25 protein-coding genes are annotated in these 26,616 nt (G+C 74.8%); 17 read left to right on the top strand and 8 right to left on the bottom strand.

Annotation, left to right across the window (positions count from 1 at the left end):
- Positions 1-633: 633 nt before the first annotated feature.
- The 3 genes from K7787_RS17225 (at position 634) to K7787_RS17235 (ending at position 3,797) form a co-directional block, all read left to right on the top strand.
- Positions 634-2,205: a DUF2252 domain-containing protein gene (locus tag K7787_RS17225; RefSeq protein ID WP_247720996.1), complete on the top strand. Its 1,572-nt coding sequence runs from the start codon at positions 634-636 to the stop codon at positions 2,203-2,205.
- A 340-nt stretch (positions 2,206-2,545) separates the two neighbouring features.
- Positions 2,546-3,394: a hypothetical protein gene (locus K7787_RS17230; protein WP_223001999.1), complete on the top strand. Its 849-nt coding sequence runs from the start codon at positions 2,546-2,548 to the stop codon at positions 3,392-3,394.
- Between the two features lie 73 nt (positions 3,395-3,467).
- Positions 3,468-3,797 (top strand): rhodanese-like domain-containing protein, encoded by a 330-nt coding sequence (locus tag K7787_RS17235; RefSeq protein ID WP_009189622.1) that lies wholly within the window; start codon positions 3,468-3,470, stop codon positions 3,795-3,797.
- A gap of 178 nt (positions 3,798-3,975) precedes the next feature.
- Here the strand turns inward: K7787_RS17235 and K7787_RS17240 are convergent, their stop codons facing one another.
- From K7787_RS17240 to paaA, 5 genes are read right to left on the bottom strand one after another with little or no spacing between them, the layout of a single operon-like run.
- Entirely contained in the window at positions 3,976-5,040 is a 1,065-nt protein-coding gene (locus K7787_RS17240; protein WP_164387746.1) for a 2Fe-2S iron-sulfur cluster-binding protein, read from the bottom strand.
- Entirely contained in the window at positions 5,040-5,570 is a 531-nt protein-coding gene (paaD, locus tag K7787_RS17245; RefSeq protein WP_223002001.1) for a 1,2-phenylacetyl-CoA epoxidase subunit PaaD, read from the bottom strand. Before paaD ends, K7787_RS17240 begins: the two co-directional genes overlap by 1 nt.
- Positions 5,564-6,283, bottom strand: coding sequence for a 1,2-phenylacetyl-CoA epoxidase subunit PaaC (gene paaC, locus K7787_RS17250; RefSeq protein WP_223002003.1), 720 nt, complete (start codon positions 6,281-6,283; stop codon positions 5,564-5,566). Before paaC ends, paaD begins: the two co-directional genes overlap by 7 nt.
- A complete protein-coding gene (gene paaB / locus K7787_RS17255; RefSeq protein ID WP_019981267.1) occupies positions 6,280-6,567 on the bottom strand; it encodes a 1,2-phenylacetyl-CoA epoxidase subunit PaaB in 288 nt (95 codons plus the stop codon). Before paaB ends, paaC begins: the two co-directional genes overlap by 4 nt.
- A complete protein-coding gene (paaA, locus tag K7787_RS17260; RefSeq protein ID WP_223002005.1) occupies positions 6,564-7,586 on the bottom strand; it encodes a 1,2-phenylacetyl-CoA epoxidase subunit PaaA in 1,023 nt (340 codons plus the stop codon). The genes paaB and paaA overlap by 4 nt, the downstream gene beginning before the upstream one ends.
- A gap of 660 nt (positions 7,587-8,246) precedes the next feature.
- On the opposite strand from paaA, the gene K7787_RS17265 reads away from it, so the two are divergent.
- From K7787_RS17265 to K7787_RS17275, 3 genes are read left to right on the top strand one after another with little or no spacing between them, the layout of a single operon-like run.
- Positions 8,247-9,182 (top strand): DUF5819 family protein, encoded by a 936-nt coding sequence (locus K7787_RS17265; protein ID WP_223002007.1) that lies wholly within the window; start codon positions 8,247-8,249, stop codon positions 9,180-9,182.
- Positions 9,179-10,387, top strand: coding sequence for an HTTM domain-containing protein (locus K7787_RS17270; protein ID WP_223002009.1), 1,209 nt, complete (start codon positions 9,179-9,181; stop codon positions 10,385-10,387). Before K7787_RS17265 ends, K7787_RS17270 begins: the two co-directional genes overlap by 4 nt.
- Positions 10,384-11,136 (top strand): TrmH family RNA methyltransferase, encoded by a 753-nt coding sequence (locus tag K7787_RS17275; protein ID WP_223002011.1) that lies wholly within the window; start codon positions 10,384-10,386, stop codon positions 11,134-11,136. The genes K7787_RS17270 and K7787_RS17275 overlap by 4 nt, the downstream gene beginning before the upstream one ends.
- 4 nt (positions 11,137-11,140) lie before the next feature.
- Here K7787_RS17275 and paaN read toward each other — a convergent pair whose 3' ends face one another.
- Positions 11,141-12,835 carry a phenylacetic acid degradation protein PaaN gene (paaN, locus tag K7787_RS17280; protein WP_164388647.1) on the bottom strand — a complete coding sequence of 565 codons (1,695 nt, stop codon included), beginning with the start codon at positions 12,833-12,835 and terminating at the stop codon, positions 11,141-11,143.
- A gap of 193 nt (positions 12,836-13,028) precedes the next feature.
- Here paaN and K7787_RS17285 point away from each other — a divergent pair, with 193 nt between their 5' ends.
- Together K7787_RS17285 and K7787_RS17290 are read left to right on the top strand one after the other, a co-directional pair.
- Positions 13,029-14,543 carry a 3-hydroxyacyl-CoA dehydrogenase gene (locus K7787_RS17285; RefSeq protein WP_223002013.1) on the top strand — a complete coding sequence of 505 codons (1,515 nt, stop codon included), beginning with the start codon at positions 13,029-13,031 and terminating at the stop codon, positions 14,541-14,543.
- Positions 14,540-15,130, top strand: coding sequence for a TetR/AcrR family transcriptional regulator (locus K7787_RS17290; RefSeq protein ID WP_223002015.1), 591 nt, complete (start codon positions 14,540-14,542; stop codon positions 15,128-15,130). The genes K7787_RS17285 and K7787_RS17290 overlap by 4 nt, the downstream gene beginning before the upstream one ends.
- A 9-nt stretch (positions 15,131-15,139) precedes the next feature.
- Here the strand turns inward: K7787_RS17290 and K7787_RS17295 are convergent, their stop codons facing one another.
- The gene (locus K7787_RS17295) at positions 15,140-15,622 is read right to left on the bottom strand and encodes an Lrp/AsnC family transcriptional regulator (RefSeq protein WP_043261066.1); all 483 of its coding nucleotides are present in this window, start codon (positions 15,620-15,622) and stop codon (positions 15,140-15,142) included.
- Positions 15,623-15,813: 191 nt separating this feature from the next.
- Here K7787_RS17295 and pdhA point away from each other — a divergent pair, with 191 nt between their 5' ends.
- The 7 genes from pdhA to K7787_RS17330 are packed head-to-tail and all read left to right on the top strand — an operon-like array spanning position 15,814 to position 24,172.
- Positions 15,814-16,953 (top strand): pyruvate dehydrogenase (acetyl-transferring) E1 component subunit alpha, encoded by a 1,140-nt coding sequence (pdhA, locus tag K7787_RS17300; RefSeq protein ID WP_223002017.1) that lies wholly within the window; start codon positions 15,814-15,816, stop codon positions 16,951-16,953.
- On the top strand, positions 16,950-17,954 hold the full coding sequence (locus tag K7787_RS17305; protein ID WP_009189635.1) for an alpha-ketoacid dehydrogenase subunit beta: 1,005 nt from the start codon (positions 16,950-16,952) through the stop codon (positions 17,952-17,954). Before pdhA ends, K7787_RS17305 begins: the two co-directional genes overlap by 4 nt.
- Positions 17,954-19,438: a dihydrolipoamide acetyltransferase family protein gene (locus K7787_RS17310; protein WP_223002019.1), complete on the top strand. Its 1,485-nt coding sequence runs from the start codon at positions 17,954-17,956 to the stop codon at positions 19,436-19,438. Before K7787_RS17305 ends, K7787_RS17310 begins: the two co-directional genes overlap by 1 nt.
- A 55-nt stretch (positions 19,439-19,493) precedes the next feature.
- The gene (locus K7787_RS17315) at positions 19,494-20,615 is read left to right on the top strand and encodes an NTP transferase domain-containing protein (RefSeq protein ID WP_372456652.1); all 1,122 of its coding nucleotides are present in this window, start codon (positions 19,494-19,496) and stop codon (positions 20,613-20,615) included.
- On the top strand, positions 20,612-22,060 hold the full coding sequence (locus K7787_RS17320) for a molybdopterin molybdotransferase MoeA (protein WP_223002022.1): 1,449 nt from the start codon (positions 20,612-20,614) through the stop codon (positions 22,058-22,060). Before K7787_RS17315 ends, K7787_RS17320 begins: the two co-directional genes overlap by 4 nt.
- Complete coding sequence (locus tag K7787_RS17325) at positions 22,057-23,154, top strand: potassium channel family protein (RefSeq protein ID WP_164387434.1); 1,098 nt, start codon at positions 22,057-22,059, stop codon at positions 23,152-23,154. Before K7787_RS17320 ends, K7787_RS17325 begins: the two co-directional genes overlap by 4 nt.
- A gap of 37 nt (positions 23,155-23,191) precedes the next feature.
- Positions 23,192-24,172: an NAD(P)H-quinone oxidoreductase gene (locus K7787_RS17330; protein ID WP_009189640.1), complete on the top strand. Its 981-nt coding sequence runs from the start codon at positions 23,192-23,194 to the stop codon at positions 24,170-24,172.
- A 230-nt stretch (positions 24,173-24,402) separates the two neighbouring features.
- On the opposite strand, the gene K7787_RS17335 is transcribed toward K7787_RS17330, so the two are convergent.
- A complete protein-coding gene (locus tag K7787_RS17335; protein ID WP_223002025.1) occupies positions 24,403-25,140 on the bottom strand; it encodes a hypothetical protein in 738 nt (245 codons plus the stop codon).
- A gap of 169 nt (positions 25,141-25,309) precedes the next feature.
- On the opposite strand from K7787_RS17335, the gene K7787_RS17340 reads away from it, so the two are divergent.
- Both K7787_RS17340 and K7787_RS17345 read left to right on the top strand, forming a co-directional pair.
- Positions 25,310-25,921, top strand: coding sequence for a PadR family transcriptional regulator (locus K7787_RS17340; protein ID WP_223002027.1), 612 nt, complete (start codon positions 25,310-25,312; stop codon positions 25,919-25,921).
- A 113-nt stretch (positions 25,922-26,034) separates the two neighbouring features.
- Entirely contained in the window at positions 26,035-26,574 is a 540-nt protein-coding gene (locus K7787_RS17345) for a bacterial proteasome activator family protein (RefSeq protein WP_223002029.1), read from the top strand.
- Positions 26,575-26,616 lie beyond the last annotated feature (42 nt).

A 26,616-nucleotide genomic window follows, 5' to 3' on the forward strand; every position in this document is an offset into this window, starting at 1 on the left:
GGGTGTGTGGGGCGCGGCGTGCATGACGGGGCGTGTGGGACGGGACGCGGAGGGCGGGGTGTGTGGCGCGGGGCGGGCAGGACGGTGCGGGGCGTGCAGGACGGTGCGGGGCCTGCATGACGGTGCGGGGCGTGCAGGACGGGCGGGTAGGGGTGGGAGGCGCGCGGGAGGCGTGATCGTGGGGGCCGGAGCGGCCCGCCGCGCGGGGCGGGTTGTGTGTCGGCGGGCGCGCTCCGGTGGTGAGCGCGGCCGACTGTAATCGCGCGAACTGCCCCCGGTACAGCTACCGTTCGGCCCCCTGCCCGGCGTTATGCAAGACGGGGTGGATGCGCGGATCGTGCGAGGCGGTCGGGTGGAGCGTCGCGCGGGGCGGTCGGGCGGGTGTCGCGCGGGGCGCGCAGGGGGGACGGAAGCGGCGTGGCGGTCCTGGCCCGGCCGGGGCGGAGCAGCACGGGCCGGGTGGTGGCGGTGCCCGTGGCGGGGCGCGCGGGGGCTGCGGGCGCGGGGCGGTGCCTGCGGCGGAGCCGGGCGGAGTGGGGCGGTTCGGGGCGTGGGGGCGATGTACGCGCCGGGTGGGCCGCTGTACGGTCGGCGCGTTGACGTGACATGCACGGGTCGGGGAGGACGGTCGAGATGGCCGAGGTCAGGGCGGGGCAGGACGTGACGGCGGGGGCGACCGGGGGGACCGGGACGGCCGGGTCGGCGGGAGCCGCTGGGGGCGATGCGGGGGCGGCCCGGTCGGCGGAAGCCGCTGCGGGCTCTGCGGAGTCGGCCGGGTCGGCGGGAGCCGCCGGGGGCGGTGCCGCGGCGGCCGGGCGCGGCGGGCGGGTGCCGCATGTGGCCGGGTTCGCGCGGTGGCCCGGCGGGGGCTCGCCGAAGGCGGAGGGCAAGGCGCTGCGCGAGCGCGTAGCACGGTCCGCGCACGCCGCGTTCGAGGCGGACTCCGGACGCCCGGACGCGGTCGCGGCCGTCGAGGAGTCCAACCACGGCCGGCTGCCCGAGCTGACCCCGATCCGGGTCGGCCGGATGGCGGCGACGCCGTTCGCCTTCCTGCGCGGCTCGGCCGGCCTCATGGCGTACGACCTCGCACGCACTCCCATGACCGGGATCGGCGCCCAGCTGTGCGGCGACGCCCACGCGGCCAACTTCGGCCTCTACGGCGACGCCCGCGGCGGTCTGGTGATCGACCTGAACGACTTCGACGAGACGGTGCACGGCCCCTGGGAGTGGGACCTGAAGCGGCTCGCCGCCTCGCTGGTGCTCGCCGGGCGGGAGGCGGGCTGCGACGAGGACCGCTGCCGCGAGGCCGCCCAGGACGCGGTCGGCGCCTACCGCCGCACCATGCGGCTGCTGGCCAAGCTCCCGGTGCTGGACGCCTGGAACGCCATCGCCGACGAGGAACTCGTCTCCCACACCGACGCCCACGACCTGCTCGGCACCCTGGAACGCGTCTCGGAGAAGGCGCGGGCCAACACCAGCGGACGGTTCGCGGCCAAGTCCACCGAGCGGACCGAGGACGGCGGCCGCCGCTTCGTGCCCGCCCCGCCGGTGCTGCGCCGGATACCGGACGCGGAGGCCGCGGCGGTGGCGGCCTCGCTGGAGCAGTACCTCACCACCCTGTCCGAGGACCGCCTTCCGCTGCTGGCCCGGCACGCGGTGCACGACGTCGCCTTCCGGGTGGTCGGCACGGGCAGCGTCGGCACCCGCTCCTACGTCGTGCTGCTGCTGGACCACCGCGGCGAACCGCTGGTGCTCCAGGTCAAGGAGGCCAGGCCGTCCGCGCTGCTGCCGCATCTGGCGAGCGCCGGCTTCCCGGCGCCCGAGGTGGCGCACGAGGGGCGGCGCGTGGTGCTCGGCCAGAAGAGCATGCAGGTGGTCAGCGACATCCTGCTCGGCTGGACGACGGTGGACGGACGCCCCTACCAGGTACGGCAGTTCCGCAACCGCAAGGGCAGCGTCGATCCCGCCGCCCTGCCCGCCGACCAGGTCGACGACTACGCCCGGATGACCGGCGCGCTCCTGGCCCGCGCCCACGCCCACAGCGCCGACCCGCGCCTGATCTCCGGCTACTGCGGCAAGAACGAGGAACTGGACGAGGCGATCGCCGCGTTCGCCGTCGCCTACGCCGACCGCACCGAGGCGGACCACGCCGACCTGGTCACAGCGGTACGCTCCGGCCGCCTCGCGGCGGAGATGGGGGTGTAGGGCTGCGGCGCGAGCGCGAGCGCGAGCGCGAGTGGGAGCGAGAGCCGGGAGCCGAGAGGGAGAGGCGGCGGAGGCGGGGCGGGGGTGACCCCGTCCGGGCGTCCGCCGTGGGACGAGGCGCTCGCCATGGGGCGCGGGTGCCTGCCGTGGGGGCGGGCAGGTCTGCCGCGGGGAGGAGGCGGGGGCGGGGCGTCCGCCCCAGAGCTGAGGCGGGGCGTCTGCGGCAGCGCTGAGGCGGGGCGTCTGCGGCAGGGCGGGGCGGCTCGTCTGCCGCCGGGCGGAGGCGAGGGGCCGGGGCGGTCCGGGCGGGGGCGGCGCCGTCGTGGCCTACGCTGGTCGGGTGACGACCCCGGATGCAGAGCAGGGTGACGTCGCCGGAACGGCCCGGGCGACGTCCGGCGACACGGCGGCGCGGCCCGAGGAGCGGCTGGAGCGGGCCGTACGGGCCGCCGAGCAGGCCCTCATCGAGTACGAGATCGCGGTGGAGACCTTCCGGGTGGAGGTCGAGAACTTCGCCCGGCTCCACGAGCAGCGGCTCGGCCCCCTCTACGCCCGCATCGAGGAGCTGGACGTCCAGCTCGCCGAGGCCAGGGCGGCGCGCACCGGCGACCCCGAGGACCTGCGCACGGCCCAGGAGGCCCGGGCCAGGCTCCAGCCCATCCCGGGCGTCGAGGAACTGCTGCACGGCTGGATGGACTCCGACGGCCTCTTCCCGGAGGCCGCCGCGATGCTCACCGAGCAGCCGGTACGCCCCCCGCAGCGGGTACGTCCGAGCGAGGAGGCCCGCGGCCTCTACCGCGACCTGGTCCGCAAGGCCCACCCCGACCTGGCGCAGGAGGAGGACGAGCGCGAACGGCGCGAGGAGTTCCTCACCCGCGTCAACGCCGCCTACGCCCGCGGCGACGAGAAGGAGCTGCGGGAACTGGCCGAGGAATGGGCCGCCGGCCCCGTCCCCGCCGCGCAGGCGCCCAGCCGCGCCGAGGAGCTGTACGCCCGCCTGGAGTGGCTGTCCCAGCGCAAGGAGATGCTCACCGTCGTCGCCGGGCATCTGGAGGACAGCGCGATCGCCGCGATGCTCCGGCTGGCCCCCGACGACCCCGACCGTCTCCTCGAGGAGATCGCCGGGCAGCTGCACGGTGACGTGGCCACGCGCGAGGCGGAGCTGGCGGCCCTGCGGGAACAGGGCTGACGGCCGGACCCCACCGCACCACGGACCGCCCGTCCTTTCGGGTAGCGTCGGAGCCATGCATTTCGGAGCTGGTGTGCCCACGGTCGAGGTCACGGACCTCAAGGACGACGACTTCCTGCTGGACGTCCGCGAGGACGACGAGTGGCAGGCCGGCCACGCCGAGGGGGCGCTGCACATCCCCATCAGCGACTTCGTGGCCCGCTACGGCGAACTGACCGAGGCCGCTCCCCAGGACGGCCGCGTCCACGTCATCTGCCGCTCCGGCGGCCGCTCGGCGCAGGTCACGATGTACCTGGTCCAGCAGGGCATCGACGCGGTGAACGTCGACGGCGGCATGCAGGTCTGGGCCGCCGCCGGCCGCCCCGTGATCACCGACGACGGCCGCCCGGGCCACGTCCTCTGACCACTCCGGGCGAACACGCGTCCACCCGGACGCCGCCGGGCAGACGGGGGCGGTGGCGGTGGCGCACCGTCCATGACGGCCCGGCGGGCCGCCTCCGCCGCACCGTCCATGACGGCCCGGCGGGCCGCCTCCGCCGCACCGTCCATGAAGGCCCGGCGGGCCGCCCCCGCCCGGCGGTTCAGCGGTCGAAGTCCAGCTCCACCGCCTCCGTGGCCGGGTGGGACTGGCAGGCCAGCACGTACCCCGCCTGAGTCTCCTCCGGTTCCAGCGCGAAGTTGCGGTCCATCCGCACCTCGCCCGCCACGAGGAACGCCCGGCAGGTGCCGCACACCCCGCCCTTGCAGGCGTACGGCGCGTCGGGGCGGTTGCGCAGGACCGTCTCCAGCAGCGTCTCCCCCTCCTGGACCGGCCAGGTGCCGCCGCGGCCGTCGAGCCGGACCGTCACCGTGCTGTGCGCGGGGGCGGCGGCCACCGGCTCGGTCCCGGCACCCTCGGCGACGTGGAAGATCTCCTGGTGGACGCGCGTCCTGTCCACCCCGAGCCCGCGCAGCGCCCGCTCGGCCCCCTGCACCAGCCCGTAGGGCCCGCACAGGAACCATCCCGTCACCTGGGCCACGGGCAGCAGCGCCGGCAGCAGCTCCGTCAGCCGCTCCCGGCCGAGCCGCCCCGACGGCAGCCCCGCCTGCTGCTCCTCCCGGGAGAGCACCGTCACCAGCTGGAACCGCTGCGGATAGCGGTCCTTCAGGTCGGCGACCTCCTCCAGGAACATCGTCGAGGCGGTCGTGCGGTCGCTGCGTATCAGGCAGAACCGGGCCGACGGCTCCCGGGCGAGCAGGGTGGCGGCGATGGACAGCACCGGCGTGATGCCGCTGCCGCCGACGACCGCGGCGTACAGACCCGGCGCGGGCTGCAGCGTGAAACGGCCCGCCGGAGTCATCACCTCCAGCTCGTCACCGACGTTGATCTCCTTGAACGCGTACGTCGAGAAGGCGCCGCCCTCCACCAGCCGCACCCCGACCCGCAGCGTCCGAGGCCCCTCGCCGTCGGGGTCCGGAGCCGGCGAGCAGATCGAGTACGTCCGCCGGACGTCGACCCCGTCGACCACGCGCCGCAGGGTGAGGTGCTGACCCGGGGCGTGCCGGTACTCCGCGCGCAGCTCGGGCGGCACCGCGAGGGTCAGGGCGACGGAGTCGTCGGTGAGCCGGTCGACCGCCGTCACGCGCAGCGGGTGGAAGCGGGCCATCACACCTCCTTGAAGTGGTCGAAGGGTTCGCGGCAGTCCAGACAGCGCCGCAGCGCCTTGCACGCGGTGGAGGAGAACCGGCTGAGCAGTTCGGTGTCGGCCGAGCCGCAGTGCGGGCAGCGCACGGGACCGGTCTCCGTCCGCCGGGTCCGGGTCGGGCCCAGTTCCAGCGGAACCGGCTCGCCCTCCGTGCGCACCCGTGGGGGAGCTATGCCGAACTCCCGCAGCTTGCGGCGGCCTTCGGCGGTGATGTCGTCCGTGGACCAGGCGGGCGAGAGCACCGTGCGCACGGCGACCTCCCGCATGCCGTGCTCGCGCAGTACCCGCTCTATGTCCAGCGCCATCGCCTCGACCGCCGGGCAGCCGGTGTAGGTGGGGGTCAGCTCGACCTCGACCGCGTCCCCGCCGCGCAGGCGGACCGCGCGGACCACGCCCAGCTCCGCCAGGGTGAGCACGGGCAGTTCGGGGTCGGGCACCGAGCCGGCCAGCCTCAGCAGCTCCGCCTCCAGCGGGGTCGTCGCGGTCACCATGACGCCCCCGGGTGGCTGCGGTGCAGATGCTGCATCTCGGCGAGCATCCGCCCGAACGGCTCGGTGTGCAGGCCCTGCCGGCCGGCGCCCGCCGACCACGCCCCGGTCCGCGGCCCCTCGGGCAGGGCGAGGGTGGCCCGGCGCAGTACGTCCCCCACGGACTCCAGCCAGGCCGCCTCCATACCGGACCAGTCGACGTCCAGGCCCGCCACCGGCTGGAACATCTCGCCGGTGAACCGCCACAGCGCCTCGCAGGCCCGGCGCATGCGCTCGTGGCTGACGTCGGTGCCGTCGCCGAGCCGCAGCGTCCACTGCTCGGCGTGGTCGCGGTGGTAGGCGACCTCCTTGACCGCCTTGCCCGCCAGCGGCGCGAACTCACTGTCCGAGTCGGCCAGTTGCCCGTACAGCAGGTGCTGGTAGGTGGAGAAGTAGAGCTGGCGGGCGATGGTGTGCGCGAAGTCGCCGTTGGGCTGTTCGACCAGCTGGAGGTTGGTGAAGGCGCGCTCCTCGCGCAGATAGGCCAGTTCGTCCTCGTCCCCGGCCATCGACAGCAGGACCCGGGCCTGTCCGAGCAGGTCGAGGGCGATGTTGGCGAGGGCGACCTCCTCCTCCAGCACGGGCGCGTGGCCCGCCCATTCCCCCAGGCGGTGGGAGAGCACCAGGGCGTCGTCGCCGAGGGCGAGGGCGGCGGTCGTGGGCAGGGTCGTCGTCACAGGTGCTTCACCCCTTCCGGGATCTCGTAGAAGGTCGGGTGGCGGTAGGGCTTGTCGGCGGCCGGCTCGAAGAAGGGGTCCTTCTCGTCCGGGGAGGAGGCGGTGATCGCCGCGGAGGGCACCACCCAGATCGAGACGCCCTCGCCGCGCCGCGTGTACAGGTCGCGCGCGTTGCGCAGGGCCAGTTCGGCGTCCGGGGCGTGCAGGCTGCCGGCGTGGGTGTGGGACAGCCCGCGCCGGGAGCGGACGAAGACCTCCCACAGGGGCCAGTCGGTGTCGGTCATGCCTGCTCCACTCCCGTCGGACCATTGTTCTTGCCGTTGTGCCTGGCGGCGTGGGCGGCGGCCGCCTCCCGTACCCACGCGCCTTCGTCGTGCGCCCGGCGGCGCTGGGTCAGCCGCTGTTCGTTGCACGGGCCGTTGCCCTTGAGGACGTCCCAGAACTCGGTCCAGTCGATGGCGCCGAAGTCGTGGTGACCGCGCTCCTCGTTCCACCTGAGGTCCGGGTCGGGCAGGGTGAGGCCGAGGGACTCGGCCTGCGGGACGCAGATGTCGACGAAGCGCTGGCGCAGCTCGTCGTTCGAATGGCGCTTGATCTTCCAGGCCATCGACTGCGCGGAGTGCTGGGAGGCGTCGTCGGGCGGGCCGAACATCATCAGCGACGGCCACCACCAGCGGTCCACCGCGTCCTGCGCCATCGCGTGCTGCTCGGGCGTGCCCCGGCTCAGGGCGAGCAGCAGCTCGTACCCCTGGCGCTGGTGGAAGGACTCCTCCTTGCAGACGCGGACCATCGCCCGCGCGTACGGACCGTAGGAGCAACGGCACAGGGGGACCTGGTTGGTGATCGCGGCGCCGTCCACCAGCCAGCCGATCGCGCCGACGTCGGCCCAGGTCAGCGTGGGGTAGTTGAAGATCGAGGAGTACTTCTGCCGGCCGCTGTGCAGCTTGTCGAGCAGTTCCTCCCGGCTGACGCCGAGGGTCTCGGCCGCGCTGTACAGGTACAGGCCGTGGCCGGCCTCGTCCTGGACCTTGGCCATGAGGATGGCCTTGCGGCGCAGCGAGGGCGCGCGCGTGATCCAGTTCGCCTCCGGCTGCATGCCGATGATCTCGGAGTGGGCGTGCTGGGCGATCTGCCGGACCAGCGTCGCGCGGTAGGCCTCGGGCATCCAGTCCCGCGGCTCGATGCGCTCGTCGGCGGCCACCGCGGCGTCGAACGCGCGCTGCCGGATGTCGCCCTCCGGGCCGGCGTCCGGTGCGCCGTACGCCGGGGCGCCGGCTGTCCGGTGTGCGGCTGCTGTCGCCATGCGATCCCCCTTGACCTCGCCTTGTCCATGTCTCCCGACCGATCGTTCGGTTCGGGCGATTCCATGGTGCGGCCCGCCGCCGTAGGGTGTCAACCGCTGTGGAAAACCGCGGGCGGGTCCTGTGGACAACTCGCGGGGGCGGCTGCCGCCGGGCTCTGGCGGGCTCCGGCGGGCGGCTCGCCGGTCGCCGTTCGCGGGCCGTGGGCCACGGGCCGCAGGCGGCTCGGACTGGCGCGGTGGACGGCCGCGGCCCGGCGGTGGGCGGCTCCTCGGACGGCGCCGTTCCTGTGCGCCGTGCGGGTGAACGGACCCAGAGCGGTACGAATCGCTGTCGCGGCCGGACGGCCTCGTGAAGCGGGACTGTGCCCGGCGGCCGGGCGTGAGTACCGTTCCGTGCGACGCCCGAGAACGGTGCACGCGGGCGGTGCGGGTGGTGCGCCGCCCACACCCCGCGGCCCCCGGGTGGCCGCGGGCGGGAAGACGGACCGGGAACGGGAAGCGGGCGGAATGGACGCGTACGAGAGGGGCTCGACGGGCCCGGGCGGGCGGTACGGGCCCGACCGCGCCGAGGAGCCCCGTGGGACCCAGGGGGACGCGGAGGCTGCCGCGCCGTCGGCCCCGGCCGCTGAGCGGGACGCGGAACCCGCCGGAGGCGCCTCCGTGCCGAGCCCGCGCTCCGAGGCCGCCCCGCGTCCCGAGACGGGCCCACATTCGGAGGCCGCTTCCAACGCCGAGCCCGCCCCGCGCCCGGAGGCCGCTCCCGAGACCGAGGCCGCGCCGCACCCGGAAGCCGCCCCGCACCCCGAGCCTGCCCCGCACCCCGAGCCTGCCCCGCACCCCGAGGCCGCTCCCGACGTCGAGGCCGGCTCCGTACCGGCGCCCCGCTCCGAGGCCTCGCCCGAGCAGGGTGCCTCCGGCCGGGCCGCCCCCGGCCAGGACACCGCCACTCCCAGCGGTCTCGCCGCGCTCTCCCTCCCGTACCAGATCGGCGCCGCGCTGGCGCTCGCCGTCGTCGCGGTGGCCGCCTGTGTGCACCTGGGCATGGTGTTCCTGTACGTCGCGCCCTCGAACACGGTGACGAAGCAGCACGGCAAGGCCGTCGACGAATGGATCTACCCGGAGTTCGAGCAGAACTGGAAGCTGTTCGCGCCGAACCCGCTCCAGCAGAACATCGGCGTCCAGGTGCGCGCCGAGACCCGCACGGCGGACGGCGGCTACCGGACCACCAACTGGTTCGACCTGTCCGCCGAGGACGGCCGGGCCATCGACGGCAACCCGCTGCCCAGCCACACCCAGCAGAACGAGCTGCGCCGCGCCTTCGACTTCTACTCCTCCACGCACGACGGCGAGAACCGCTCCACGGGGCTGCGCGGCGCGCTGGCCGAGCAGTACCTGCGCCGCATCGTCGTCCTGCGTCTCGGCCGCGACGACGCGGCCGGGCGGGGCGGCGTCCTCCAGCGCGTCCAGATCCGCGTCCGCACCACCAACGTGCCCTCTCCCGAGTGGAGCGAGGAGAACGTGTCGACCGCGCCCGAGTACCGCCTGCTGCCCTGGTGGACCGTCCCGGACGGCGAAGCGCGGGGAGGTGTGCGGTGAGCGGCGCCGCCCTCGCCGTCTCGCGGGGCGTCGCCCGGGTCACCGAGACGGCGCTCGCCCCCTACCAGTCGGCCGTCATACGCATCGGCTTCTCGGCGACCTGGCTGCTGTTCCTGCTGCGCGAGCTGCCGCACCGCCGGGAGCTGTACGGACCCGACGGCCCGTGGAGCTGGGACCTCGCCCACCAGCTGGTCGCCGACAACGGCGCCTTCACGGCCCTGCTGTGGTTCCGGGGCGAGTTCTGGTTCGAGACGGTCTACGCGCTGGCCGCGCTGTCGAGCCTGCTGCTGTTGCTGGGCTGGCGCACCCGCACGATGTCGGTGCTCTTCCTGGTCGGCGTGCTCTCGCTGCAGAACCGCAGCGTCTTCGTGGGCGACGGCGGTGACAACGTCCTCCACCTCATGGCGGTCTACCTGGTCTTCACCCGCTGCGGCCGGGTGTGGTCGCTGGACGCCCGCCGGGCCGCGCGGGCCCGGGCGGCGCACGCGCGCGGCGAACAGCTGCCCGACCGGACGGGCCCCGTCCTGTGGAGCGTGCTCGGCCTGGCCCTGGCCGTGATCACGGCGACGGGCCGGCCGGAGGGCGAGTGGTTCGTCCCCGTGCTGCTGTGGGCGGTGTGGCTCGCGCAGGGCCTGTACTGGCTGGTCGGGCGGTACGCGGAGGCGGCGGGGCCACGGATCCTGGCCGACGTCGTCGCCGACGTCCTGCACAACGGCGCCCTGTTCGTGATCGCCGCCGAGGCGTGCCTGATCTACGCGACGGCCGGCTGGTACAAGATCCAAGGTTCGCGCTGGCAGGACGGCACCGCCGTGTACTACCCGCTCCACCTGGACTACTTCTCGCCCTGGCCGGCCCTGGCCGATCTGCTGGCCGGCAGCGCCGTGATGGTGATGCTGGTGACGTACGGGACGGTGATCGTGCAGGTCGCCTTCCCGTTCACCCTGTTCAACCGGCGGGTCAAGAACGTCCTGCTGGTGGCCATGATGACCGAGCACGCGGTGATCGCCGTGGTGCTGGGGCTGCCGTTCTTCTCGCTGGCGATGATCGCGACGGACGCGGTCTTCCTGCCGACCTCCTTCCTGCTGCGGCTGGGCGATCTGGCGGTACGCGCGCGTGCGCGCCTGCCGTGGTGGCCCGCCCGCCCCGTACCGGAGTCCCGCTCCCCGGAGGACGGTGAGCCGGCCCGCGTAGGCTTCCCGGCATGACCGATCCCCTGCGCGACTGGCACCGGCTCGCCGGCACCTCCGTGCTGCTCGACGGCTTCCACGCCCTCAAGCACGCGGTGCGCTTCGGCGCCGAGGTGCCGGTGGCGGTCGCCGTCGACCGGCGGACCGCGCTCGCCCTCGCCGACGAGCTGGCCCCGGACGTACGGGACGCCCTGGACGCGCTGCTGACCGAGGTGGAGCCGGACGTCTACGCCTCGCTGGTGCCGCGCCCGCACCCCACCGCCGTGGCCGCGCTCGCCGTGCGGCCCTCCCGCGAGGCGGGGCTCAGGGCGCTGGCGCACACGCCCCGCAGCGCCCCGGTCGTCGTCCTGGACCAGCCCCGCAACCTCGGCAACGCGGGCGCGGTGATCCGCCTGGCCGCCGGTTTCGGAGTGACCGGGGTGGTCACCACGGGCACCCTCGATCCCTGGCATCCGACGGTGGTGCGCGGAGGGGCGGGACTGCACTTCGCGACCACCGTGGAGCGCCTGTCCGTGGCGGAGCTGCCGGACGGGCCGCTGTTCGCGCTCGACCCGGAGGGCGAGGACATCCGCGGGCTGAAGCTGCCCGACGACGCCGTGCTCGCCTTCGGCTCCGAGCGCAGCGGGCTCTCCGCCGCACTGCGGGAGCGGACCGCCCACCTGGTGGCGCTGCCGATGCGCCCCCAGGTCTCCAGCTACAACCTGGCCACCAGCGTGGCCATGACGCTGTACCACTGGAGTCTCACCGGGGGCGCGCCCGCGTCCTGAGCGGTCAGGCCTCCCGGCGGACCTCCACCACGCGGAACCGGTCGGCCACGAACGCCCCGTCGCACAGGGCCGCGTTGGCCGCCGGGTTGCCGCCCGAGCCGTGGAAGTCGGAGAAGGCGGCCGTCTGGTTGACGTACACCCCGCCGGTGAGGTTCAGCGACAGCTGGGCGGCCTCCTCCAGGCAGACCTCCTCCACGGCCCGCTCGACCTGCTCGTCCGTCGTGTAGGCGGCCACCGTCATCGCGCCCTTCTCGCGGACGGTGCGGCGCAGCAGCTCCACCGCGTCGGCCGCGGAGTCGACCGCGACGGCGAAGGAGACCGGGCCGAAGCACTCGCTCATGTAGGCGGCCTCGGCGTCGGGCTTGGCGCCGTCCAGCTTCACGACGACCGGGGTGCGGACGACCGCGTCGGGGAAGTCCGGGTGGGCGACCTCGCGGGAGGCGAGGGCGACCTCGCCGAGGGCCGCCGCGGCCTCCAGACGGGCCTTGACGTCCGGGTTGACGATCGCGCCGAGCAGGGCGTTCGCGCGCGCGTCGTCGCCGAGCAGGCCGTCGACGGCCTGGGCGAGGTCGGCGGTGACCTCGTCGAAGGACTTGTGGCCCTGGTCGGTGCGGATGCCGTCGCGGGGGATCAGCAGGTTCTGCGGGGTGGTGCACATCTGGCCGCTGTAGAGGGACAGCGAGAACGCCAGGTTGGCGAGCATGCCCTTGTAGTCGCCGGTCGACTCGACGACGACCGTGTTGACGCCGGCCTTCTCGGTGTAGACCCGCGCCTGGCGGGCGTTGGCCTCCAGCCAGTCGCCGAAGGCGGTCGAGCCGGTGTAGTCGACGATCCGGATCTCGGGGCGGGTGGCCAGGGTCTTGGCGATGCCCTCGCCCGGCCGCTCGGCGGCCAGCGCCACCAGGTTCGGGTCGTGACCGGCCTCGGCGAGCACCTCGCGGGCCGCCCGCACGGTGAGCGCGAGCGGCAGCACCGCGCGCGGGTGCGGCTTGACCAGGACGGCGTTGCCGGTGGCCAGGGAGGCGAACAGGCCCGGGTAGCCGTTCCACGTCGGGAAGGTGTTGCAGCCGATGACCAGGGCGATGCCCCGGGGGACGGCGGTGAAGCGCTTGGTGAGGGTGAGCGGGTCGCGCTTGCCCTGCGGCTTGGACCACTCGGCCGTCCCGGGGACGCGGACCTGCTCCGCGTACGCGTACGCCACCGCTTCCAGGCCCCGGTCCTGCGCGTGCGGGCCGCCGGCCTGGAACGCCATCATGAAGGCCTGGCCGGAGGTGTGCATGACGGCGTGCGCGAACTCGTGCGTCCGGTCGCTGATCCGCTTGAGGATCTCCAGGCACACCGCGGCCCGCGCCTCGGGGCCGGCGTCCCGCCAGGCCGGCTGTCCGGCCTTCATGGCGGGCAGCAGCACGTCGAGGTCGGCGTGCGGGTAGGTCACGCCCAGCTCGATGCCGTAGGGCGAGACCTCGCCGCCGACCCAGTCGTCCGTGCCGGGCTGGCCGAGGTCGAGGCGGGTGCCGAGCAGGGCGTCGAAGGCGGCCTTGCCCGCGGCCGCGTCCAGGCTGCCGTGCTCCCCGTAGGCCTTGGGGTGCTCGGGGTGGGGGGACCAGTACGCGCGGGTGCGGATCGCTTCCAGCGCCTGGTCGAGCGTGGGCCGGTGCCGGGCGATGAGCTCGTGCGCGGTCGGTGCGGCGGTGGCCATGCGGGACCAACTCCTTGTCTCGAGAGCTCCTCTTAGAGCTCATGGCCTGGCGGAAACATGGGCGGCGACAGCCGGTCAGAGTTAGAGTAACCGAACGATCGGTCGGGACAAGGGGGTCGGCCGCATCTGTGGAAAAGTCGGGCCAGGGGGTCCGCCGCATCTGTGGAAAACCCCGTGCGGGAGGATCGCGCTCATGACAGCACTCGACCTCAGCAGCCCGGTGGCCGTCGTCGGCACCGGCACCATGGGCCAGGGCATAGCCCAGGTCGCGCTGGTCGCGGGCCACCCCGTACGCCTGTACGACGCCGTGCCCGGGCGGGCCGGCCAGGCGGCCGCCGCGATCGGCGCCCGGCTCGACCGGCTCGTCGAGAAGGACCGCCTCACCGCCGCCGGCCGGGACGCGGCCCGCGCCCGGCTCCGGCCCGCCGACAGCCTCGCCGAACTCGCCGACTGCGCCCTGGTCGTCGAGGCCGTCCTGGAGCGGCTGGACGTCAAGCGGGAACTGTTCACGGAACTGGAGGGCATCGTCGCCGACGACTGCCTGCTCGCCACCAACACCTCCTCCCTGTCGGTGACCGCCATCGGCGGCGCGCTGCGCAACCCCGGCCGCTTCGTCGGCCTGCACTTCTTCAACCCGGCCCCGCTGCTGCCGCTGGTCGAGGTCGTCTCCGGGTTCGCCACCGACGTCACGTCGGCCACGCGCGCGTACGAGACGGCCCGCGCCTGGGGCAAGACGCCGGTCGCCTGCGCCGACACCCCCGGCTTCATCGTCAACCGCATCGCCCGCCCCTTCTACGCCGAGGCGTTCGCCGTCCTGGAGTCGCAGGCCGCCGACCCCGCCACCATCGACGCGGTCCTGCGCGAGTGCGGCGGGTTCCGGATGGGCGCCTTCGAGCTGACCGACCTGATCGGGCAGGACGTCAACGAGTCCGTCACGCACTCCGTGTGGCAGTCCTTCTTCCAGGACGTGCGCTTCACGCCCTCGCTCGCCCAGCGGCGGCTGGTCGAGTCCGGCCGGCTCGGCCGCAAGAGCGGCCACGGCTGGTACGACTACGGCGACGGCGCCGAGCGTCCCGAGCCGCACACCGCCGAGAAGGAGCAGCCGCCCGCCTACGTCGTCGTCGAGGGCGACCTCGGCCCGGCGTCCGAGGTGATCGCGCTGATCCGCGAGGCCGGCATCGCCGTCCGCGAGGAGGACGAGGACCACGGCACGCGCCTGGTGCTGCCGAGCGGCGGCCAGCTGGTCCTCGCCGACGGGCAGACCTCCGTGGAGTTCCGCGACGTCGTCTACTTCGACCTGGCCCTCGACTACCGCCGGGCCACCCGGATCGCCCTGTCCGCCTCCCAGGACACCGCCCCGCAGACGCTGGCGGAGGCCATCGGCCTGTTCCAGGCGCTCGGCAAGGACGTCAGCGTCATCGGTGACGTCCCCGGCATGATCGTCGCCCGCACGGTCGCCCGCATCGTCGACCTGGCGCACGACGCCGTCGCCAAGGGGGTGGCCACCGAGGAGGACATCGACACCGCGATGCGCCTCGGCGTCAACTACCCCCTCGGCCCGTTCGAATGGAGCCGCAGGCTCGGCCGTTCCTGGGCCTACGACCTGCTGGACGACCTGCACCTGCGCGACCCCTCGGGGCGCTACGCCCCGTCCCTCGCGCTGTACCGGCACGCGTACGCGGGCGAGAAGCGGGAGGGCGCCTCATGACCACCGCCAGGCGCGACACGTACACCCCGGAGACGCTGCTCTCCGTGGCCGTGCGGGTCTTCAACGAGCGCGGCTACGACGGCACCTCCATGGAGCACCTGTCCAAGGCGGCCGGCATCTCCAAGTCGTCCATCTACCACCATGTCTCCGGCAAGGAGGAGTTGCTGCGCCGCGCGGTCAGCCGCGCGCTGGACGGGCTCTTCGGCATCCTGGACGAGGAGCACGCGTGCGTGGGTCCCGCCGCCGCGCGCCTGGAGTACGTCGTGCGGCGCATGGTCGAGGTGCTCATCGCCGAACTGCCGTACGTGACGCTGCTGCTGCGGGTGCGCGGCAACACCGCGACGGAGCGGTGGGCGCTGGAGCGGCGCCGCGAGTTCGACCACAAGGTGGCCGAACTGCTGCGGGCGGCCGCCGCCGAGGGCGATGTGCGCGACGACGTGGAGGTGCGGCTCGCGACCCGGCTCGTCTTCGGGATGATCAACTCGATCGTGGAGTGGTACCGGCCCGACGGGCGCGGGTCGAGCGAGCGGGAAGTGCGCGACGCGGTCGTCCGGCTGGTCTTCGGCGGCCTGCGCAAGGAGGCCTGAGCGGCCGGCTCACCCCTGAGGCTCCAGGTCCTCCTCCTCGAAGACCAGCAGCGTGCGCGTGCTGAGCACCTCGGGGATCGCCTGGAGCCGGGTGAGCACCACCTCGCGCAGCGCCCGGTTGTCCGGCGTGTGCACGAGCAGCAGCACGTCGAAGTCGCCGCCCACCAGGGCGATGTGGGAGGCGCCGGGGAGCAGGCGCAGCTGCTCGCGCACCGTGCGCCAGGAGTTCTGCACGATCTTCAGCGTGATGTACGCCGAGGTGCCCTGCCCCGCGCGTTCGTGGTCGACGCGCGCGCCGAAGCCGCGGATGACGCCGTCCTCGATGAGGCGGTTGATCCGGGCGTAGGCGTTGGCGCGCGAGACATGGGTCCGCTCGGCGACCGACCGTATCGAGGCGCGGCCGTCGGCCTGGAGCATGCGCAGGATGTCCTGGTCGATGGCGTCCAGCGGGCGCGGCGGCGGCAGGGCGGCGCCGTCCGGTCCGTCGGCCATTTGTTCAGGTGCCATGTCCCCCCGCCTCTTCGCCATGGACGTACTGCGTCCATCCCATGCTGTGGAGAACCGTTTGTCCACAGCCTGGGGCCGCCTGTAGCCAAAATGCGTCGGCGACCGAACAATCGGTAGGTGAGGCGGGTCACAGTCGACGCGCCTCCCGTAGCCGCTCCCACGAGGAGGTGCCCGTCATGACGGTCATGGAGCAGCGGGGTGCGTACCGGCCATCGCCGCCGCCCGCCTGGCAGCCCCGAACCGACCCCGCGCCGCTGCTGCCCGACGCGGAGCCCTACCGCGTCCTGGGGACGGAGGCGGCCGCGAAGGCCGACCCGGAGCTGCTGCGCCGTCTGTACGGGCAGCTGGTGCTCGGCCGCCGGTACAACACGCAGGCGACCGCCCTCACCAAGCAGGGCCGGCTCGCCGTGTACCCCTCCAGCACCGGCCAGGAGGCCTGCGAGGTCGCCGCCGCGCTCGCCCTGGAGGACCGCGACTGGCTCTTCCCCAGCTACCGCGACACGCTGGCCGCGGTGGCCCGCGGCGTGGACCCCGTCCAGGCCCTCACCCTGCTGCGCGGCGACTGGCACACCGGCTACGACCCCTACGAGCACCGGGTCGCGCCCCTGTCCACCCCGCTCGCCACCCAGTTGCCGCACGCCGTCGGCCTCGCGCATGCCGCCCGCCTCAAGGGCGACGACGTGGTCGCGCTGGCGATGGTCGGCGACGGCGGCACCAGCGAGGGGGACTTCCACGAGGCGCTGAACTTCGCCGCCGTCTGGCAGGCCCCGGTCGTCTTCCTCGTGCAGAACAACGGCTTCGCGATCTCCGTCCCGCTCGCCAAGCAGACCGCCGCGCCCTCCCTGGCCCACAAGGCCGTCGGGTACGGCATGCCGGGCCGCCTGGTCGACGGCAACGACGCCGCCGCCGTCCACGAGGTGCTGACCGACGCCGTACGGCACGCGCGCGCGGGCGGCGGCCCCACCCTGATCGAGGCGGTGACGTACCGCATCGACGCCCACACCAACGCCGACGACGCCACCCGCTACCGCGGCGACGCCGAGGTCGAGACCTGGCGCGCCCACGACCCGGTGCGGCTGCTGGAGCGGGAGCTGACCGGACGCGGACTGCTCGACGAGGACGCCGTGGCGGCCGTCCGCGAGGACGCCGAGGCGATGGCCGCGCGGCTGCGCGAGCGGATGAACCAGGACCCGGCGCTCGACCCCATGGACCTCTTCGCCCACGTCTACGCCGAACCCACCGGCCAGCTGCGCGAACAGCAGGAGCTGCTGCGGGCCGAGCTGGCGGCCGAGGCCGAGGAGGGCGCGGCCCGATGACCACCGTCGCCCTCAAACCGGCCACCATGGCCCAGGCCCTCACGCGCGCCCTGCGCGACGCGCTGGCCGCCGACCCGTCCGTGCACGTCATGGGCGAGGACGTCGGCACCCTCGGCGGCGTCTTCCGCGTCACCGACGGCCTCGCCAAGGAGTTCGGCGAGGACCGCTGCACCGACACGCCACTGGCCGAGGCCGGCATCCTCGGCACCGCCGTCGGCATGGCGATGTACGGGCTGCGCCCGGTGGTCGAGATGCAGTTCGACGCCTTCGCCTACCCGGCGTTCGAACAGCTCGCCAGCCATGTGGCCAAGATGCGCAACCGCACCCGCGGCAAGATGCCCCTGCCGATCACCGTCCGCATCCCCTACGGCGGCGGCATCGGCGGCGTCGAGCACCACAGCGACTCCTCCGAGGCGTACTACATGGCGACTCCGGGGCTCCATGTCGTCACGCCCGCCACCGTCGCCGACGCCTACGGGCTGCTGCGCGCCGCCATCGCCTCCGACGACCCGGTCGTCTTCCTCGAACCCAAGCGGCTGTACTGGTCGAAGGACTCCTGGAACCCCGACGACCCGCCGGCCGTGGAGCCGATCGGCCGCGCGGTGGTGCGACGCACCGGCCGCAGCGCCACGCTGATCACCTACGGCCCGTCCGTGCCCGTCTGCCTCGAAGCCGCCGAGGCGGCCCGGGCCGAGGGCTGGGACCTGGAGGTCGTCGATCTGCGCTCGCTGGTGCCGTTCGACGACGAGACGGTGTGCGCGTCGGTACGGCGCACCGGGCGCGCCGTCGTCGTGCACGAGTCGAACGGGTTCGGCGGGCCGGGCGGCGAGATCGCCGCGCGGATCACCGAGCGCTGCTTCCACCACCTGGAGGCGCCGGTGCTGCGCGTGGCCGGGTTCGACGTCCCCTACCCGCCGCCGATGCTGGAGCGGCACCACCTGCCCGGCGTCGACCGGATCCTGGACGCCGTGGCGCGTCTGCAGTGGGAGGCCGAGAGCTGATGGCGCAGGTGCTGGAGTTCAAGCTGCCCGACCTCGGGGAGGGGCTCACCGAGGCGGAGATCGTCCGCTGGCTGGTCGAGGTGGGCGACGTGGTCGCCGTCGACCAGCCGGTCGTCGAGGTCGAGACGGCCAAGGCGATGGTCGAGGTGCCCTGCCCCTACGGCGGCGTGGTCACGGCCCGCTTCGGCGAGGAGGGGACCGAACTGCCGGTCGGCGCCCCGCTGCTGACGGTCGCGGTCGGCGAACCGTCCGGTTCGCCCGCCGAGGACGGCGCCGACGGCTCCGGCTCCGGGAACGTCCTGGTCGGCTACGGCACGGGCGCGCCCCCGGCCCGGCGGCGCCGGGTACGGCCGCCGACCGCGCCCTCCGCGCCCACCGCCTTCCCCGCTTCTGCCGCCTCTCCCGCTTCTGCCGCGCCCGGTGCGGGGCGGGGTGCGGGGGCCGTGGACGGCACGGGCGGCGTGCGGGGCGCGGACGGTACGGGCCGCGCGGACGGTGTGCGGGCCGGGGGCGGCACGCGGGGCGCGGACGGTGTCGCCGTCGCGTCCGGCGCGCGCGCCACGGCGGTGGCCGGGCGGGCGTCCGAGGAAGGCCCCGTGCCCGTCATCTCCCCGCTCGTGCGCCGGCTCGCCCGGGACAACGGCGTGGACCTGCGACGGCTGCCGGGCTCCGGACCCGAGGGGCTGATCCTGCGCGCGGACGTCGAGAACGCCATCGAGCGCGGCGCGACGCGCACCGAGACGGCGCCTGCTCCCGTCCCGTCGTCCCCGTCGCCGTCGTCCGCTCACGTGACCGACGGCACCCGCGTGCCCCTCAAGGGCGTGCGGGGGGCGGTCGCGGACAAGCTGTCCCGCAGCCGCCGCGAGATCCCCGACGCCACCTGCTGGGTGGACGCCGACGCGACGGAACTGATGCGCGCCCGGGCGGCGATGAACGCGGCCGGCGGTCCGAAGGTCTCCCTGCTCGCGCTGCTGGCCCGGATCTGCACGGCCGCGCTCGCCCGCCACCCGGAGCTGAACTCCCGGGTGGACCTGGAGGCCAGGGAGATCGTCCGGCTCGACCACGTCCACCTGGGCTTCGCCGCGCAGACCGAGCGCGGGCTCGTCGTCCCGGTCGTCCGGGACGCGCACGCGCGGGACGCCGAGTCGCTGACGGCCGAGTTCGCGCGGCTGACCGAGGCGGCCCGGGCCGGAACGCTCACGCCGGGGGAACTCACCGGCGGCACCTTCACGTTGAACAACTACGGGGTGTTCGGCGTCGACGGCTCCACCCCGATCATCAACCACCCCGAGGCCGCGATGCTCGGCGTCGGCCGCATCGTCCCCAAGCCGTGGGTGCACGAGGGCGAGCTGGCGGTGCGGCAGGTCGTCCAGCTGTCGCTGACCTTCGACCACCGGGTGTGCGACGGCGGCACGGCGGGCGGCTTCCTGCGGTACGTCGCCGACTGCGTCGAGCAGCCGGCGGTGCTGTTGCGCACCTTGTGAGCGCGCGGTCCCGCCCGCGTGCCCGGCGCGCGCGGGCGGGTCGCATACTCGTGGGGTGACCGCCCACGCGTCCCCCGGTACCTCCGGCACCTCAGGCACCTCAGGTACCTCAGGTACCTCGGGCCGCCGACCGCCGGTCTACGACGCCGTCGTGCTCGCCGGGGGCGCGGCCCGGCGACTGGGCGGGGCGGACAAGCCCGGCGTACGGGTCGGCGGCCGGGCCCTGCTCGACCGCGTGCTCGGCGCGTGCGCCGACGCCCGCACCACCGTCGTCGTGGCCGACCCGAGGCCCACCGCCCGGCCCGTGCGGTGGGCGCGCGAGGAGCCGCCCGGCGGCGGTCCGCTCGCCGCGCTGGAGGCGGGGCTGCGCCACACCACCGCCGAGCACGTCGTCGTCCTCTCCGCCGACCTGCCGTTCCTCGAACCGGCCACCGTCGGCGATCTGCTGGCCGCCCTGCGCGCGGGCGACGCCGACGGCGCCCTGCTCATCGACGCCGAGGGCCGCGACCAGCCGCTGGTGGCGGCCTACCGCACGGCCGCGCTGCACCGCGTCCTGACCTCGCTCACCACCACGCCCACCCACGACGTCGCGACCGCACCCGGTGACTCAGCCGCCGCGCACGGCACCCCGGCCTCCTCCGGAGCACCCGGCACGCGCACTCCACCGGGCACACACATCCCACCAGGCGCGGCGGCCCCCGCAGGCGAGGCCCCCGCCGCCCCCGCCAGGCACCGCAGCACCCTCGCCGGCCTCCCGCTGCGGCGGCTGACCGCCGCGCTCGATCTCGTCCGCGTCCCCGGCCACATCGCGTCGTTCGACTGCGACACCTGGGACGACATCGCCTCCGCCAGGGCACGCATCAGGGAGCATGGGCACGTGCTGGATGAATGGATTTCCGCAGTCAAGGACGAGCTGGGCATCGACCTGGACGTCGACACCGGCGTCCTGCTCGACCTGGCCCGTGACGCCGCCCACGGCGTGGCCCGGCCGGCGGCCCCGCTGACCACGTTCCTCGTCGGCTACGCGGCGGCCCGGGCCGGGGGCGGCCCCGAAGCAGTCGCCGAGGCCGCCCGCAAGGCCGCCGCGCTCGCCCTGCGCTGGGCGGACGAGGAGACCGCGGCCGAGCCCGACGTGGCCCCCGACGCCACGCCCGACACCCGGCCGGACGCGGAATGACCGCCCGCGGCGTCGGCGCCGGAGGGGACACCGAGGACCTCGACGTCGAAGAGGCCCTGGCCCTGGTGAAGGAGGACAACGGGCACCGCCCCGGCGGCGGCCGCGCACCCGACGACGACCACGGCTACGGCACGGGCCACGCCCCCGGCGACGGCCCCTACGAGGGTCACCACGGCGGCCACGGGCCGTCCGGCGCCGACTCCCCGCACAGCGAGGACGCCCACCACCGGGCCACCCCCTGGCCCCAGGCCCGCGAGATCGCCGCCCGCACCGCGCGCGGCGTCCGCGCCCCCGGGGCCGGCGCCCGCCGGGCGCCCGTCTCGCTCCCCCTGGACGCCGCCCTCGGCCTGGTCCTGGCCGAACCCCTCGCCGCCCTCACCGACCTGCCCTCCTTCGACGCCTCGGCGATGGACGGCTGGGCGGTCTCCGGCCCCGGCCCCTGGGACGTGCGCGACGAGGGCGCGCTGGCCGGGCACGCGCGGCCCGAGCCGCTCACCGACGGCGAGGCGGTGCGGATCGCCACCGGCGCGCGCATCCCGCAGGACACCACGGCCGTACTGCGCAGCGAGCACGGCCGGATCGACGCGCAGGGCCGGCTGCACCCCACCCGGGAGGTCGGGCACGGCCAGGACATCCGCCCACGCGGCCAGGAGTGCCGGGGCGGCGAGCAGTTGCTGCCGGCCGGCACCCTGGTCACCCCGGCGGTGCTGGGTCTCGCCGCCGCCGCCGGATACGACACGCTCACCACGGTCCCGCGCCCCCGGGTGGACGTCCTGGTGCTCGGCGACGAACTGCTCACCGAGGGGCTTCCGCAGGACGGCCGGATCCGGGACGCGCTCGGCCCGATGCTGCCCCCGTGGCTGCGGGCGCTCGGCGCCGAGGTCACCACGGTGCGCCGGATCGGCGACGACGCCAACGCCCTGCACCGGGCCGTCGTCCGCTCCGAGGCCGATCTGATCGTGACCACCGGCGGCACGGCGGCCGGGCCCGTCGACCATGTGCAGCCCGTCCTGCGCCGGATCGGCGCCGAACTGCTGGTCGAGGGCGTCAAGGTGCGCCCCGGCCACCCCATGCTGCTGGCCCGCCTCCGGCCGGACCAGCATCTCGTCGGTCTGCCCGGCAACCCCCTCGCGGCCGTCTCGGGCCTGCTCACACTGGCCGAGCCGCTGCTGCGTACCCTGGCCGCGCGTCCGGCCCCGGAGCCGTACGCGCTGCCGTTGCAGGGGGCTGTGCACGGGCATCCGTACGACACCCGGCTCGTGCCCGTGGTGCTGCGCGGCGATCACGCGGTCCCGCTGCGCTACAACGGCCCCGCCATGCTGCGCGGTGTCGCGGCGGCCGACGCCCTCGCCGTCGTACCGCCGGGCGGCGCCCGTGCCGGGCAGGAGGCCGAACTGCTCGATCTGCCCTGGGCCGCCGCCGGAATCGGAGTGTGTTTCACGTGAAACTTCCGGGCCAGGACGCGATCGCCCGCCAGGCGGACGAACACCTCGTGACCCATCGGGTGAAACTCCCGAGAAAACTGGTGGAGCGCCCGATACGCCAGGTCGGCAAGCGGCTGGCCATGGCGCTGCTGGTGCTGGTCGCGACGGTGCTGATCGTCTACGCCGACCACGAGGGCTACCACGACAACGCCGACAGCACCGTCGACTTCCTCGACGCGGCCTACTACTCGACGGTGACCCTGTCCACCACCGGATACGGCGACATCACCCCCGTCAGCGACAGCGCGCGGCTCACCAACATCCTCGTCATCACGCCGCTGAGGGTGCTGTTCCTGATCATCCTCGTCGGCACCACCCTGGAAGTCCTCACCGAACGCACCCGTGAGGAATGGCGTCTGAGCCGCTGGAGGTCCACCTTGCGCGATCACACCGTCGTCGTCGGTTTCGGCACGAAGGGGAGGTCGGCGATCCAGACCGTCATCGCGACGGGACTGAAGAAGCAGCAGGTCGTGGTGGTCGACCCCAGCGGCAAGGCGATCGACGCGGCCACGGCGGAGGGCTATGCCGGGGTGGTCGGCGACGCGACCCGCAGCGAGGTGCTGACACGGGCCGAGGTGCAGCGCGCCCGGCAGATCATCATCGCGACCCAGCGGGACGACACGGCCGTCCTGGTGACGCTGACGGCCCGGCAGCTGAACCGCGGGGCGAAGATCGTCGCGGCGGTGCGGGAGGAGGAGAACGCCCCTCTGCTGAAGCAGTCCGGCGCCGACGCGGTGATCACCAGCGCCAGCGCGGCCGGGCGGCTGCTGGGGCTGTCCGTGCTCAGCCCGGCGGCCGGCATGGTCATGGAGGACCTGATCCAGCAGGGCAGCGGACTGGACCTGATAGAGCGTCCGGTCATAAAGGCCGAGGTGGGCAAGAGCCCGCGCGAGACCGACGACCTGGTGGTGAGCGTGGTGCGCGGACACCGGGTCCTCGGCTACGACGACCCGGCCGCCGCCACCCTGGAGCTGACGGACCGCCTCATCACCATCGTCCGCGCCACGCCGGACACCAAGGTCACTCCTCACCTCCGCCCGTTGCCCCAGGACTGACGCCGGATCAGCGGCGCGCAGGAGTAGCGTCGGCCTCATGCATGCGATCACGATTCCCGAACCCGGCGGTCCCGAGGCGTTGGTGTGGGACGAGGTGCCCGATCCCGTGCCCGGCGAGGGAGAGGTGCTGGTCGAGGTGGTGGCCAGCGCCGTCAACCGGGCCGACATCCTCCAGCGGCAGGGCAACTACCAGCCGCCGCCCGGCGCCTCCCCGTACCCCGGCCTGGAGTGCTCGGGGCGGATCGCCGCGCTCGGCCCCGGCGTGTCCGGCTGGGCGGTCGGCGACGAGGTGTGCGCGCTGCTCGCGGGCGGCGGCTACGCCGAGAAGGTGGCCGTACCGTCCGGCCAACTGCTGCCCGTGCCCGAGGGCGTGGACCTGAGGCAGGCGGCGGCGCTGCCCGAGGTGGTGTGCACCGTGTGGTCCAACGTCTTCATGGTCGCCCACCTCCGCCCCGCCGAGACCCTGCTGGTGCACGGCGGCTCCAGCGGCATCGGCACCATGGCGATCCAGCTCGCCAAGGCGGCCGGTGCGCGGGTCGCCGTCACCGCCGGCACCAAGGAGAAGCTGGACCAGTGCGCCGAGCTGGGCGCCGACATCCTGATCAACTACCGCGAGCAGGACTTCGTGGAGGAGATCCGCCGGGCCACGGACGGGGCCGGTGCCGACGTCATCCTGGACAACATGGGCGCCAAGTACCTGGACCGCAACGTCCGGGCCCTCGCCGTCAACGGACGGCTGGCGATCATCGGGCTGCAGGGCGGCGCCAAGGGCGAGCTGAACATCGGCGCCCTGCTCGGCAAGCGGGCCGCGATCAGCGCGACCTCGCTGCGGGGCCGCCCGCTCGGCGAGAAGGCGGCCATCGTGGCGGCCGTGCGCGAGCATGTGTGGCCGCTGATCGCCGACGGGCACGTCCGGCCGGTGGTCGACCGGGAGGTGCCGCTGAGCGAGGCGGCCGCCGCCCAGCGGGTCGTGGAGGAGAGCGGCCACATCGGAAAGGTGCTGCTGGTGACGTCCTGACCGGACGCCGTCGGGGGATCGGCCCCCGCCCGGGTGGCCTCCGCCCGGCCGGGGGCCGCGACGGTCCCCGCCCGGGGAGACGGCGTGCGCCCCCTCCAGCGGCGGCCCCGAGTCCCGCCCCGCCGCGACCCCGAGTCCCGTCCCCGGCGGCCCCGAGTCCCGTCCCCCGGCGGTCCAAGCCCGTCCCACGGCGGCCCGATCCCTGACGCGGCGGGCCGGCGGCCGCGGCCTCAGCTTCTGCGCAGGCGCAGGGCGATGAAGGCCAGTCCCAGGCCGAGGCCGATGAGGACCAGGCCGCTGCCGATGGGCAGGAGTTGCAGCGGGTGCCCGTTCGCGGTCTCGGGCCGCGCGTCCGGATCGGGCAGGCGCGCGTCGGGGGACGGGGACATCGACGGGGTGGCCGCCGCGGGCGACTGCGGGACGGTGGCCGTCGGCGAGCGGCCCGGACCCCCGGCGACCTCGTCGCGGCCGTGGCCCGGCCCCCGCGGCGCCCCGTCGCCCTCCCCGCCCCGGCCGTGCGCCCGTCCCGGCCGGTGCCGTACCTCCTCCGCCCGGTCGTCGTCCCGTGCCGCCTCGGCGACGGGCCGGGACGGGCGCTGGGGTGCGGAGGCCCTGGGGGAAGACGGTGCGGAGGCCGTGGCGGCCGAGGGGGCGGCCGGACGAGGCGGCCGGACGGAGGACTTGCCGGCCGGGTGGGAGGCGGCGGCCGGGGACGCGGGGGGAGTACCGGGCGCCGAGACCGACGCGGAGGCGGAGGGCGACGGAGAGGCGTCCACGGGCGCGGAGGTGGACTCGGGCGGCTTCGCCGCGGTCCCGTACGCGGACACCGGCGGCCTCGCGGCCCCGCGCATCGGGCCCACGGCGCCCACGGCCCCGTACGCGGACGTGCCGCCGCACGGCAGAGCGGCGGCCCCGATCGCTATCAGCAGTCCTGTCGCGCGCAGTGCGGCGCGTGGCCGTGCGGTCACTTCGGGGACCCCCTCACGGTGGTTCGGCGGGGCGGCGATGCCGTACGGCGGCGGTGCGGCGCGGCGCGGTGCCGTACGGCGGCGGTGCCGTGGCACCACCCTCACATCACCGGAGCAGTCCGGCATTCCGGGTTCGTCCGCCGGGCCGAATCCGCTGCACAATCCGGGTATGTCGACACGTCACGGGCTGCTCGCGCTCCTGGAGCCCGGCCCCCGTCCGGGCTCCTCGCTCCCCGCCGAGTTCGAGGCGCGCCTGGGCGCGGCCTGGCCGCTGGACCCCGGCCGGGTGCGCACCGCGCTCGGCGCGCTGGAGCGGGACGGCCTGGTCGCCCGCCAGGGCGTGGACGCGGCCGGACGGGTGGTCTACGCGCTGACCGATGCGGGCCGCGCTGAGCTGCGGGACTGGTACGTACGGCCCGCCCGGCGCACCGGGCCGCCCTGCGACGAGCGCCCCGTGAAGCTGGCGCTGGCGATCACGGCGTCCGGCGTCGACGTGCGCGAGGTCGTCGACGTACAGCGCCGGCACGTGTCCGAGGCGCTGCAGGACTACGTACGGCAGCGGGCCGAGGTGCTGGCGCGGGGCCCCGAGTGCCCGGAGGAGATGGCCCGGCTGCTGGTCCTGGAGCAGCGGATCTGCCATGCGGAGGCCGACGCGCGCTGGCTGGACCACTGCGCGGCCCGCCTGCTGCGCCTGCACCTCACGGACGGCGAGGAGAGCGCGGGCGGCGGGGGTGCGGCGCACGGCGCGGGCGACGCGGGCGATGCTCGGCCCGACGAGTGAAATCCGGGGCCCGCGTGCCCCGCGTACAGGGTGGATCACGCTCCGCGACGGGCATCACGGAGAGGGAGGGGGCACCAGGGAGGTGTGATGCGCGGGTGCGAGACAATGGCCGCATGGAGATGCCGAGGAACGAACGGTCGCCGGAGAATCCGCAGGTCCTGGTCGTCGGACAGGACGGCTTGGCGCTCGGCGGTGGTGGCGACGACGAGTCCCGTGAGATCCCGGTGACGGAGCAGGTGGAGCAGCCCGCGAAGGTCATGCGGATCGGCAGCATGATCAAGCAGCTCCTGGAGGAGGTGCGCGCCGCGCCACTGGACGAGGCCAGCCGGGTCCGGCTGAAGGAGATCCACGCCAGCTCCGTGAAGGAGCTGGAGGACGGCCTCGCGCCGGAGCTGGTGGAGGAGCTGGAGCGGCTCTCGCTGCCCTTCACCGACGAGGGCACCCCGTCCGACGCCGAACTGCGGATCGCGCAGGCCCAGCTGGTGGGCTGGCTGGAGGGGCTGTTCCACGGGATCCAGACGACCCTGTTCGCCCAGCAGATGGCCGCCCGCGCCCAGTTGGAGCAGATGCGCCGCGCCCTCCCGCCGGGCGTCGGGCACGACGGCTCCGACGACCCCCGCACGGGCGGCCGTTCGGGCGGACCGTACCTGTAGGGGCACTTGAGGCACAGCGACGGGGGCCGCCACATCCGTGGC

The sequence above is a fragment of the Streptomyces sennicomposti genome (assembly GCF_019890635.1).
In the GTDB taxonomy this organism is placed as follows: domain Bacteria; phylum Actinomycetota; class Actinomycetes; order Streptomycetales; family Streptomycetaceae; genus Streptomyces; species Streptomyces sennicomposti.

Excerpts from the sequence above, each read along its gene's own strand:
- K7787_RS17330 (WP_009189640.1), top strand. The coding sequence starts at position 23,192 with ATGCATGCGATCACGATTCCCGAACCCGGCGGTCCCGAGGCGTTGGTG.
- K7787_RS17305 (WP_009189635.1), top strand. The coding sequence starts at position 16,950 with ATGACCACCGTCGCCCTCAAACCGGCCACCATGGCCCAGGCCCTCACG.
- K7787_RS17240 (WP_164387746.1), bottom strand. The coding sequence starts at position 5,040 with ATGGCCCGCTTCCACCCGCTGCGCGTGACGGCGGTCGACCGGCTCACC.
- K7787_RS17320 (WP_223002022.1), top strand. The coding sequence starts at position 20,612 with ATGACCGCCCGCGGCGTCGGCGCCGGAGGGGACACCGAGGACCTCGAC.
- pdhA (WP_223002017.1), top strand. The coding sequence starts at position 15,814 with ATGACGGTCATGGAGCAGCGGGGTGCGTACCGGCCATCGCCGCCGCCC.
- paaA (WP_223002005.1), bottom strand. The coding sequence starts at position 7,586 with ATGGCGACAGCAGCCGCACACCGGACAGCCGGCGCCCCGGCGTACGGC.
- paaD (WP_223002001.1), bottom strand. The coding sequence starts at position 5,570 with ATGGTGACCGCGACGACCCCGCTGGAGGCGGAGCTGCTGAGGCTGGCC.
- K7787_RS17295 (WP_043261066.1), bottom strand. The coding sequence starts at position 15,622 with ATGGCCGACGGACCGGACGGCGCCGCCCTGCCGCCGCCGCGCCCGCTG.
- K7787_RS17345 (WP_223002029.1), top strand. The coding sequence starts at position 26,035 with ATGGAGATGCCGAGGAACGAACGGTCGCCGGAGAATCCGCAGGTCCTG.
- K7787_RS17290 (WP_223002015.1), top strand. The coding sequence starts at position 14,540 with ATGACCACCGCCAGGCGCGACACGTACACCCCGGAGACGCTGCTCTCC.
- K7787_RS17285 (WP_223002013.1), top strand. The coding sequence starts at position 13,029 with ATGACAGCACTCGACCTCAGCAGCCCGGTGGCCGTCGTCGGCACCGGC.
- paaN (WP_164388647.1), bottom strand. The coding sequence starts at position 12,835 with ATGGCCACCGCCGCACCGACCGCGCACGAGCTCATCGCCCGGCACCGG.
- K7787_RS17310 (WP_223002019.1), top strand. The coding sequence starts at position 17,954 with ATGGCGCAGGTGCTGGAGTTCAAGCTGCCCGACCTCGGGGAGGGGCTC.
- paaB (WP_019981267.1), bottom strand. The coding sequence starts at position 6,567 with ATGACCGACACCGACTGGCCCCTGTGGGAGGTCTTCGTCCGCTCCCGG.
- K7787_RS17275 (WP_223002011.1), top strand. The coding sequence starts at position 10,384 with ATGACCGATCCCCTGCGCGACTGGCACCGGCTCGCCGGCACCTCCGTG.
- K7787_RS17225 (WP_247720996.1), top strand. The coding sequence starts at position 634 with ATGGCCGAGGTCAGGGCGGGGCAGGACGTGACGGCGGGGGCGACCGGG.
- K7787_RS17340 (WP_223002027.1), top strand. The coding sequence starts at position 25,310 with ATGTCGACACGTCACGGGCTGCTCGCGCTCCTGGAGCCCGGCCCCCGT.